This window comes from Alphaproteobacteria bacterium (assembly GCA_018667735.1).
In the GTDB taxonomy this organism is placed as follows: Bacteria; Pseudomonadota; Alphaproteobacteria; order Rickettsiales; family JABIRX01; genus JABIRX01.
This window is the reverse complement of record JABIRX010000019.1, coordinates 1-9435: the sequence shown is the minus strand read 5'-3', so window position 1 is coordinate 9435 and position 9435 is coordinate 1. Positions and strand designations below refer to the sequence as shown.

The 9435-nt window shown below is 31.7% G+C and carries 11 protein-coding genes; 5 read left to right on the top strand and 6 right to left on the bottom strand.

The genetic code is table 11. The features are described from left to right. Positions 1-158 precede the first annotated feature (158 nt). Complete coding sequence (locus HOH73_02230) at positions 159-365, top strand: hypothetical protein (protein MBT5827678.1); 207 nt, start codon at positions 159-161, stop codon at positions 363-365. Between the two features lie 156 nt (positions 366-521). On the opposite strand, the gene HOH73_02225 is transcribed toward HOH73_02230, so the two are convergent. Genes HOH73_02225 through HOH73_02210 form a run of 4 tightly spaced genes read right to left on the bottom strand, consistent with a single transcriptional unit; the run spans position 522 to position 3186 of the window. Continuing rightward, positions 522-1325, bottom strand: coding sequence for a hypothetical protein (locus HOH73_02225; GenBank protein MBT5827677.1), 804 nt, complete (start codon positions 1323-1325; stop codon positions 522-524). A 1-nt stretch (position 1326) separates the two neighbouring features. Then, on the bottom strand, positions 1327-2025 hold the full coding sequence (locus tag HOH73_02220; protein MBT5827676.1) for an ATP-binding cassette domain-containing protein: 699 nt from the start codon (positions 2023-2025) through the stop codon (positions 1327-1329). Next, complete coding sequence (locus HOH73_02215; GenBank protein ID MBT5827675.1) at positions 2013-2447, bottom strand: transcriptional repressor; 435 nt, start codon at positions 2445-2447, stop codon at positions 2013-2015. Before HOH73_02215 ends, HOH73_02220 begins: the two co-directional genes overlap by 13 nt. A 1-nt stretch (position 2448) precedes the next feature. Continuing rightward, the gene (locus tag HOH73_02210; protein MBT5827674.1) at positions 2449-3186 is read right to left on the bottom strand and encodes a prepilin-type N-terminal cleavage/methylation domain-containing protein; all 738 of its coding nucleotides are present in this window, start codon (positions 3184-3186) and stop codon (positions 2449-2451) included. 161 nt (positions 3187-3347) lie between these two features. Between HOH73_02210 and priA the strand changes: the two genes are divergently transcribed. The 4 genes from priA (at position 3348) to atpG (ending at position 8540) form a co-directional block, all read left to right on the top strand. After that, complete coding sequence (gene priA / locus HOH73_02205) at positions 3348-5315, top strand: primosomal protein N' (protein ID MBT5827673.1); 1968 nt, start codon at positions 3348-3350, stop codon at positions 5313-5315. A gap of 238 nt (positions 5316-5553) precedes the next feature. After that, positions 5554-6123 carry an ATP synthase F1 subunit delta gene (atpH, locus tag HOH73_02200; GenBank protein ID MBT5827672.1) on the top strand — a complete coding sequence of 190 codons (570 nt, stop codon included), beginning with the start codon at positions 5554-5556 and terminating at the stop codon, positions 6121-6123. Positions 6124-6138: 15 nt separating this feature from the next. After that, the gene (locus tag HOH73_02195; GenBank protein MBT5827671.1) at positions 6139-7671 is read left to right on the top strand and encodes a F0F1 ATP synthase subunit alpha; all 1533 of its coding nucleotides are present in this window, start codon (positions 6139-6141) and stop codon (positions 7669-7671) included. Then, a complete protein-coding gene (gene atpG / locus HOH73_02190) occupies positions 7671-8540 on the top strand; it encodes an ATP synthase F1 subunit gamma (GenBank protein ID MBT5827670.1) in 870 nt (289 codons plus the stop codon). Before HOH73_02195 ends, atpG begins: the two co-directional genes overlap by 1 nt. A gap of 189 nt (positions 8541-8729) precedes the next feature. Here atpG and HOH73_02185 read toward each other — a convergent pair whose 3' ends face one another. Both HOH73_02185 and HOH73_02180 read right to left on the bottom strand, forming a co-directional pair. Continuing rightward, positions 8730-8966: a hypothetical protein gene (locus HOH73_02185; GenBank protein ID MBT5827669.1), complete on the bottom strand. Its 237-nt coding sequence runs from the start codon at positions 8964-8966 to the stop codon at positions 8730-8732. Positions 8967-9122: 156 nt separating this feature from the next. Next, a partial coding sequence (locus HOH73_02180; protein MBT5827668.1) for a hypothetical protein occupies positions 9123-9435 on the bottom strand: 313 nt, incomplete at its 5' end.

The window sequence follows — 9435 nt, the reverse complement described above, 5'->3', positions numbered from 1 at the left end:
ATCACCAAAACTCATTATATTCTAAAGCAGAACTATCTAATTGATTAGTTGGGCAGATAAGACGACTTTCTCCAGATAGCACCTTCAGAGATGTTGCTACTCAAGAGATTAGTAGTATAAGAGATATTAGAGATGTAACCGAGGCAGTAAGAGAGCTCTTGCAAAATAAGCAAGTCAACACAACAATACAGGAAGTTTTGGCTGATATTATAACCCAAATTTCAACAGATAATGAAGTGGAAGGCGAGGTTTTAGCAGTTGCACCTAGTGATGTTGCAATCATGCAAGATCTATCTCATGTCGCAAGGCTAGCTGAGCAAAAAGCACAAGAAGAAGCAAGAGGAGCGCAACCTAATGGCAGATAAAATATAGTTAAAGTAAAAAACTAGATAAAATAGTAAAATTAGCTGAGAGGTTTTAAGGGTAAAATAAGCGGTGAAGAGTTTATTGCCAGCAAAATTTATAAGTTATGATAAACTAATTTGTTGCTCAAATAACTTTCCTCATTAGCTAAAAAAAGCTTATTTAAATAATTTAATTATTAACTTATAATATAATGAAAATATAAATAATATTGTCAGTGAGGCTACAATGGTAGCGCCGGTTGGAATATCAATATAATAAGAAGATATGATGCCAGATGCAACAGCTAACAAAGCGATGAAAGAGCCAATTAATGCAACTTGTAAAGCCGAATTAGCAAATTGTCTTGCTGTTGCAGCTGAGATGATTAGCATTGAATTTATCAATAGAATACCAGCTATCTTAATATTTAAAGCTACAAATATAGCCAGTATTAGTGCAAATCCAGCTTTAATGCGGTGCATATTTTTGCCTAACTCAGCTTCAGCTAAAGTTTGACTCAAAGAAATCAGAATTAGCTTACTCCAGAACAATTTAAGCAAACACATAATTACTATAGTTACAATGCTCATAAGTAATATATCTTGTTTGCTTACTGACAAAATATTACCAAATAAGAAGCCTTCTAAGTCAAAATATAGATTTTGCTTGAAAGATATCAAAACCATACCAAAAGCCAATGAAGAATGAGCTAAAATACCTAATATTGTGTCACTTGGGATGGTATCTTGCTTTTCTAGGAATATTAATATTGTAGCAAAACTTATTAACACAAAAATAATTGCAAAATTTAAATTTATGCCCAGAAATAAAGATATCGCTATACCTAAAATTGCTGCATGGGCCAAAGAGTCACCAAAATAAGCTTTTTTTTGCCACATAATCAAAGAGCCAATTGGGCCTGCAACTAATGAGAGCAAAAAACCAGCTATTATTGTTCTAACTAAAAAATCTTCTAACATATTATTGGTGCTTATGATTATGTTGATGCTCGTAAATTGCTAATTTTTTACCAAAAATCTCTGTGAACTTTGGATCATTCTTAATAACTTCAGGTTTCCCGGCACAACAAATATGCTTATTAATACAATAAACTTTAGTTGTTTTTGCCATTACCATATTCAAATTATGCGATACAATCAAAGTGGCTAGATTGTATTTTCTATGTACCCGTTCTATTAAATCAAAAAATTCATTTTGACCCATCAAGTCAAGATTCTGATCAGGTTCATCTAGGATTAATAAATTTGGTTTTATGGCAAGACTTCTAGCCAGTAATACTCTTTGTAATTCACCACCTGATAAATTACTAAAGCTATGATTTAATAAGCTTTCTATTTTTATCAATTCTACTAACTCCTTATCTATAGTTAGTTTATTTAAAGTTAAAAACTCACTAACTCTTATAGGTAAAAAGCTAGATAAATTTAGCTTTTGCGGCACATAGCCTATTTTCAATTTTTTATATTTCCAAATATTACCACTAGTAGGGTTAATTGAGCCAATAATTAGTTTCAATATAGTGGTCTTTCCAGCTCCATTTGGCCCTATAATCGTTGCTAGTTGATTCTTCTCTAACGAAAAGCTGATCTTATCAACAATCTGATTTCTCTCTTTTTGAAAAGAGACATTATTTAATTGAAATAATTTTAATTCTGGCATTTGCTACAAATCCCTAATATCTCGACTGAAATTTTTTTAGTAATAAAATCGTTTTCTTGAGCTTTTTGGTCCAGCTTTAAAGTTATTTCTTCATTACAAAACTCTTTTGCTTCATGACATTTGCTACATAAAAATAATTGGCAAGAATGTTTGTTCTCAAAGTGACTACACGCAAAGTAAGAATTTGAAATATTTATTTTGTGAATAAAGCTGTTTTTTTCAAGAAATTCTAAGGCTCTATAAATAGTTGGTGGCTCTGCATTATGCTTAGCTATTTTTAACTGCTTAAGCAAATCATATGCTTTTAAGGGCTTGTTGCTTGAGCAAATTAATTTATAAGTTTCTAATCTGTCTTTAGTTAAATTCAATTTACGCTCTTTACAGGCTATGGTAATTTGTTCTAATTTGCTCAAAATATTCATTTTATTGCCAACTAAAATTATCTAAATCTAAAGTAAAAATCATAATGCAACTAGTGGAAGAAGAGGCAAGGTAACTAGCATTATCTAAATTTGATGACCAAGTTAAATCTAAATCTTCTGAACAATTAGATGCGGTAGAAACTCCATTAACCCAGCCATTATAGGGTAAACCATCATCAATTTTATAATCAATATTATAAGCATCTTTTGCTGAGATAGTCTCAAAAGATGTGGTAGAATTTTGCGCAGTAATTAAATAATTTTGCTCTCTTGCCATTTGTGCGTGAATATTCACGCTAGAAAAATGAAGTGAACAATCCTGTAACAACTTACATTCTGGATAAGTTACGCCTACAGAACCGCCCAAAGCACCAGAAAAATTGCCTGTAATCAGACCAGATAATTTTAAATGTTGCCAAGCTGCGTTACTCTCCGCAGCACCTATAGCAGGTTCAGCGGTAGAAGAAGAAGCGTAATCAATAAAACCATTCCCATCTCCTGCATCAACCGCATCTGTAAACAAACTACTAGCATTGGTAATATCACCTGGCGGAGCACCAAATTTATCAATAAATAGCTCATATGAAAGCTTATTTGTTTCTATTTGGTTAATAAAAGAAATAATTTTTGCATTGTGCAAAGTTTTTTTTGTTGCAATAACTATTGTAGTTAACAGAGCTATAACTGTTATTACTAAAGATAGTTCAATTAATGAAAATGCTTGTTTTGGTTTTTTCATCCTACACTTAACTTCCAAAGCGGATAAAAGTTATAGTGACTAAAATTGTCATAAAAATTATTAATAAAGCTAACATCATGTAATTTTTTGCTTTTTTTTCTTTATGTAGTTTTGATATGGGCATAATCTATTATTTTAATCTTAGAACTTTTATATAATAAATGGACAGAATTTACAAAGTTATTTTACCAATTAATTTAAATAAAGATTTTTACTACCTTAATTCTGAGGCAAATATTGGTGATTTAGTTGTAGTTCCATTTGGCAAGCAAACTAAAATAGGTCTGGTATTTGCTGAAATTAAACATATTGATTTTCCACGTGAGAAATTAAAACAAATTTCTAATATTCTGGTTAAAAATTTATACAGTAAAAAATATAGAGATTTTATGCTCTATTTTTCTGAATATTATGTTGCCCATTTAAATCAGGTTTTAAGTTTAATTTTACCTCATAAAGATATTTTAAACAGTAAAGTCAGAAAGAAAGACCCAATAATCGACCCTGAAACGCTTAATTTTTGCAAAGCAGATTATAGCAAGGCCCAGCTTGATGCTCTAACTGAGCTAAAAAATAAAGCTACAGCAAACAAATTCTCAGTAAATTTTTTACATGGTATAACTGGTTCTGGTAAAACTGAACTATATTTAGATTTAATTGCGAATTTACTTGTCGAGCCAAAAAGCCAAGCTTTAATTTTGCTACCTGAAATTTTATTAACTAAGCAATTTATTGATAAATTTTACAAACGCTTCTCTATTGAGCCCAATATATGGCATTCTAGCACAAGTCAAAAAGACAAAAAACGTATTTGGCAGGCTTTAAATAACGATAATATTAGAGTTATTATTGGCGCTAGATCTGCTCTGTTTTTACCCTTTAAAAATCTCAAAGTAATTATTTTAGATGAAGAGCATGATGCTTCATATAAGCAGGAAGAACAACCAGCATATCACGCCAGAGACATGGCCATAGTTAAAGCCTATAAAGAAAATATCCCAATTATATTAGCTTCTGCCACACCTTCATTTGAAACTTATCGCAATGCTAAAACAGGTAAATATAACTATATTCAATTAACTGAGCGTTTTGCAGGTAATTTACCAGAAATAGATATAACTGACTTAAAAAAAGAATGCTTAGAAAAAGGCTCGTGGTTGGGTGCATATTTAAAGCAAGAAATCACCCTTAAATTAGCTAAAAAAGAGCAAGTAATGTTGTTTTTAAACCGCAAAGGCTACGCTCCCTTAAAGATTTGTACTCATTGTGGCTACAGGTTTAAATGTCAAAGCTGTGATAGCTGGTTAGTTGAGCATAAAAAAACTGGCCAATTAATCTGTCACCATTGTGATTTTAAAATGCCAAATGTAACAACATGCCCATCATGCAAAGAAGAGAATAAGTTCGTTTCTTATGGTCCGGGGGTTGAGCGTATAGAAGAGGAAGTACAAAAAAACTTTCCTCAAGCAAGAATTGCGCTAATTACCAGTGAAGAAACCAAGAATTTAAACAAAGTAAAGGAAATTTTCACACAAATAGAGCAAAATGAAATAGATATTATTATTGGCACTCAAATTGTTTCTAAAGGGCATCACTTCAAAAATTTAAACTTAGTTGGTGTAATCGATGGAGATATTGGTGACATCACAGATATACGCTCCAGTGAAAAAATGTACCAACTATTAAATCAAATTTCGGGAAGAGCAGGAAGAGAGGGTAAAGGCAAAGTTATTATTCAAGCATATAACCCAAATACTAGCTTTTTAATAGCCATCTTAAATAATAATTTGGAAAAATTTTATGATAAGGAGCTAACTAAGCGCGAAAAATATAAATTACCCCCATATGGAAAATTAGTAGCTTTAATTATCAGCTCTAAGCAAAAAGATAATGCCGAGAGCACGGCACAAGAATTAGCAAAATATTTGCGCAAAATAAAGGATATAAATGTGCTTGGTCCTGTTGCGGCGCCAATGTTCTTTTTACGCAATCAATATCGTTATAGAATTTTATTAAAATTAAGAAAAGAACAGTCTGCTGCCGATATATTTAAACCAATTAAAGAGCAATTGGATAATTTAAAGCAAGTAGCGGTAAAAGTCGAAGTAGACCCAATAAATTTTATGTAATAGCAAATCCCCGCTTTAAAGCTAATTTCCTTCTGCAATTTTTATCCATAAATTTCACTTTAGAATTTTGCATTAGCATTTGCTACTCCTGCAATTCTAAAGTAAAATATCTGAGCAAAACCAATTGAATAAAATCATCCTAATAAATAGCACTTGGTATAACTTCAAAAATAACTATAGTTTTGCTTGTAATTTATTATAATTTAAGGTAATAAAAGCTAGTAAAATTTTGCTTGATATGTCTAAAACAATTTTAAATAAAAAAATATTAGCCAAAAAATACAGCAGCGCCCTGTATGAACAGAGCAAGGAAGAAAAAGCTGTTGCACAAATCTGGTCAGATTTTCAGTTTTTGACTGCGTTGATAGAAAGTGACAATAAAGCGCACGCGATCATCACTAACTGCAACATACCTGAAAAAAGAAAAAGACAGCTTGTAGAAATAATAACTAATAATGCCAATTTTTCTTCCTTAACAGAGAGGTTTTTAGCCCTGCTTATAGATAATAACCGGCTCTATATTTTAGTTGATATTATAGCAAATTTTAAGCTTAAAATTCAGCATGAAAACAATGAATTAGAAGCAAATATTTATAGTGCAGTAAATTTAGATAAAAAACAATTAGAACAAATTGTTGGATTGCTGGCACAAAAATTTAACAAAAACATTATAGCGCAAAATGTTATAGACAAAAAAATACTAGGAGGTTTTGCGGTAAGAATAGGTTCTAAAATGATAGATTGTTCATTAGCAAATAAGCTAAATATTCTTGAAAATGAGAGTCAAAAATTAATAACTTTAAAATAATAGTTTAGGTAAAAAATGGACATTAATGTTGCAGAAGTATCAGATATTTTAAGAAAGCAAATTTCTGAATATGCTGATAAAGTTGAATCAACCGAAGTTGGTGAAGTTATATCAGTTAGTGATGGGGTTGCTGTATGTTATGGTTTGGACGATGTGCAAGCTGGAGAAATGGTAGAGTTTGAAGGTGGTGTCAAAGGTATGGCCTTGAATTTAGAAGATTCAAGTGTCGGTATCGTTGTTTTTGGTAACGATAGATCTGTGCAAGAAGGACAAAGTGTGAAAAGAACTGGGCAAATTGTAGAAGTTCCAGTTGGAAAAGAGTTACTTGGCCGAGTAGTAGACGCATTGGGAAATCCAATTGATGGTAAAGGCCCCCTTAAAACAACAAAATCTTCCAGAGTAGAAATAAAAGCTCCTGGTATTATTGCTAGAAAATCAGTGCATGAGCCTGTACAAACAGGAATCAAGGCGATTGACAGCTTAATTCCTATTGGAAGAGGACAAAGAGAATTGATTATTGGTGATAGGCAAACAGGAAAAACTGCCATCATCTTAGACACTTTCATTAATCAAATTCCAATTCATGAATCTGGTGAAGATAAGGATAAATTATACTGTATTTATGTAGCAATTGGTCAAAAAAGATCTTCTGTTGCAAGACTCGTGAAAACTCTAGAAGAAACCGGAGCGATGAAATTTTCAATTGTAGTAGTGGCGTCAGCATCTGATGCTGCACCTATGCAATTTTTAGCACCATATACTGGTTGTGCTATGGGTGAATATTTCAGAGACAATAAAATGCATGCGTTAATAGCATATGATGACTTAAGTAAACAGGCTGTTGCTTATAGACAAATGTCTTTATTATTGCGTCGTCCTCCAGGGCGTGAAGCTTATCCTGGTGATGTGTTTTATTTACATTCTCGTTTATTGGAAAGAGCGGCAAAAATGTCAAATGAAGAAGGAGCTGGTTCATTAACTGCATTGCCAGTGATTGAAACTCAAGCAGGAGATGTATCTGCATATATCCCAACTAATGTAATCTCAATTACAGATGGACAAATTTTCTTAGAATCTGAATTATTTCACAAAGGTATTAGACCAGCTTTAAATGTTGGTTTATCTGTATCAAGAGTTGGTTCTGCTGCACAAATAAAAGCAATGAAGCAAGTAGCTGGTTCTATTAAATTAGATTTAGCTCAATATAGAGAAATGGAAGCTTTTGCTCAATTTGGCTCTGATTTAGATGAAAGTACTAAGCAATTACTTGCAAGAGGTGCGAGATTAACTTCATTATTAAAACAAAGTCAATATAGGCCATATCAAGTAGAAGAGCAGGTTATTTCGATTTTTGCAGGTGTAAATGGCTTCTTAGATAAGGTAGAAGTTGATCAGGTGATTGAATTTGAACAAGAATTAATTAGTGATATAAAAGCTAATAAGCCAGAATTCTTAACAGAATTAAAGCAGGAGCAAAAAATCTCTGATGGGTTGAAAGAAAATTTAACCGCTTATATTAAAAGTTTTAGCGATAATTTTGGTAAGTAATGGCGGATTTAAAAGCTTTAAAATCACGAATTGGGTCAATTAACAAAACCCAAAAAATAACAAAAGCAATGAAAATGGTTGCTGCCTCTAAATTAAGGAAGGCAAGAGAAGCAGCAGAAAAAGCTAGATTATACAGTGATACATTAGCAGAAATTATCGCAAAACAAGCAAATGCTCAGAGTTCTAATTTAGAGCGCTCTGTAGTTTATGGCGCTTTAGAACCAAAGAGAATCTTATTAATTTTAAATAGTTCTGATCGAGGCTTATGTGGTGGTTTAAATACCAATTTAGTAAAATTCATCGTTGCTAAAAAGAAAGAATATGAGAATCAAGGTTTAGAAGTTAAGATTTGGTTAATTGGTAAAAAGGCCAACGATCAACTAAAACATATTTGTCCTAACAACATATTCAAGCATCAATTAGGCTTTAGTTCAAAAGCTATTCAATATAAGGATGCTAAAGAAATAAGTGAGGAGTTAGTTGATTTGTTTGTTAAAGCTGAAATTGATATATGTAAGATAATTTATCCATTTTTTAGTTCAGCAATTGCACAAGAGCCAAAAGAGCTAGGCTTAATACCAGCAGAAATTTCCGACATTAGCGAAGATGATGGCTTAGAATATGATTATGAGCCAGATAAAGAAAAATTATTAGATAATTTAGTACCTAAAAATATATCTATTCAATTATTTCAAGCTTTTTTAGAAACCTTTGCTTCCGAGCAAGGCTCAAGAATGACAGCTATGGATAATGCGGTTAATAATTGCACTGATTTAATCAAGCGTTTAAATCTGCAATATAATAGAACTAGACAAGCTAAAATTACTACAGAATTAGTAGAAATTATTTCTGCAGCTGAGTCTATTTAGTTTATGATTATGTTATTTTCAATATAATAAATATATATTTATTATATTGAATTAGCTTAAACTAAAAAACATTTTAACCAATTAACTTCACTTAATATTTTTTATATTTTCTTACTAATTAAGCCCTACTAACTAGCTAGCAATTAAGCTTAGAGTAAGTAATGCGGCATTACAGATAGCCCTAATGAACTATCTGTAATAGATATTAGTTCCTCTAACAATAGTACAAACGTCAGCCACTAAAATATGACCTTTAACACTTTTATCTACTGAAGAAATATTGCCATTTTTTCTAGCTGTATCTATAAAGATATCTCCCATAGTTACAATACCTAAGACATTTTTACCACAGGCCTTACCAACTTTATTTGCTTTTTTATTAGATGATATAGCAATAGGCTCTACTGTATCAAATACTATTGCCATACCTAATTCACTTTTAGGGTGAGCACATGATATTAGAGTTGATGTTATTACTATTAAAAATAATTTTTTTATTTAAAATAAGTTAGTAAAAATTGAAATAACCTTTTTGTTTAAATAATAGTTTCTTTCGTTACAGAGCCAACTAATTTTACTATTTTATATAGTTAGTTCAGCTTCAGCTTGTTTTCTTCTTTCAAGTTCTTTCGCTACAAAGCTGGTTTCTGGGGTACCTACTGCTTCTGGCATGATTGCAACATCACTAGGTTCAACTGCCAAAACCTCGCCTTCCACTTCATTATCTGTTGAAATTTGGGTTATAATATCAGCCAAAACTTCCTGTATTGTTGTGGTGACTTGCTTATTTTGCAAGAGCTCTCTTACTGCCTCGGTTACATCTCTAATATCTCTTATTCTACTAATCTCTTGAGTAGCAACATCTCTGAAGGTGCTATCTGGAGAAAGTCGTCTT

Bases quoted from the DNA above. Each gene is read 5' to 3' on its own strand.
- HOH73_02225 (MBT5827677.1), bottom strand. From the start codon at position 1,325: ATGTTAGAAGATTTTTTAGTTAGAACAATAATAGCTGGTTTTTTGCTC.
- HOH73_02220 (MBT5827676.1), bottom strand. From the start codon at position 2,025: ATGCCAGAATTAAAATTATTTCAATTAAATAATGTCTCTTTTCAAAAA.
- HOH73_02215 (MBT5827675.1), bottom strand. From the start codon at position 2,447: ATGAATATTTTGAGCAAATTAGAACAAATTACCATAGCCTGTAAAGAG.
- HOH73_02210 (MBT5827674.1), bottom strand. From the start codon at position 3,186: ATGAAAAAACCAAAACAAGCATTTTCATTAATTGAACTATCTTTAGTA.
- priA (MBT5827673.1), top strand. From the start codon at position 3,348: ATGGACAGAATTTACAAAGTTATTTTACCAATTAATTTAAATAAAGAT.
- atpH (MBT5827672.1), top strand. From the start codon at position 5,554: ATGTCTAAAACAATTTTAAATAAAAAAATATTAGCCAAAAAATACAGC.
- HOH73_02195 (MBT5827671.1), top strand. From the start codon at position 6,139: ATGGACATTAATGTTGCAGAAGTATCAGATATTTTAAGAAAGCAAATT.
- atpG (MBT5827670.1), top strand. From the start codon at position 7,671: ATGGCGGATTTAAAAGCTTTAAAATCACGAATTGGGTCAATTAACAAA.
- HOH73_02185 (MBT5827669.1), bottom strand. From the start codon at position 8,966: ATGGCAATAGTATTTGATACAGTAGAGCCTATTGCTATATCATCTAAT.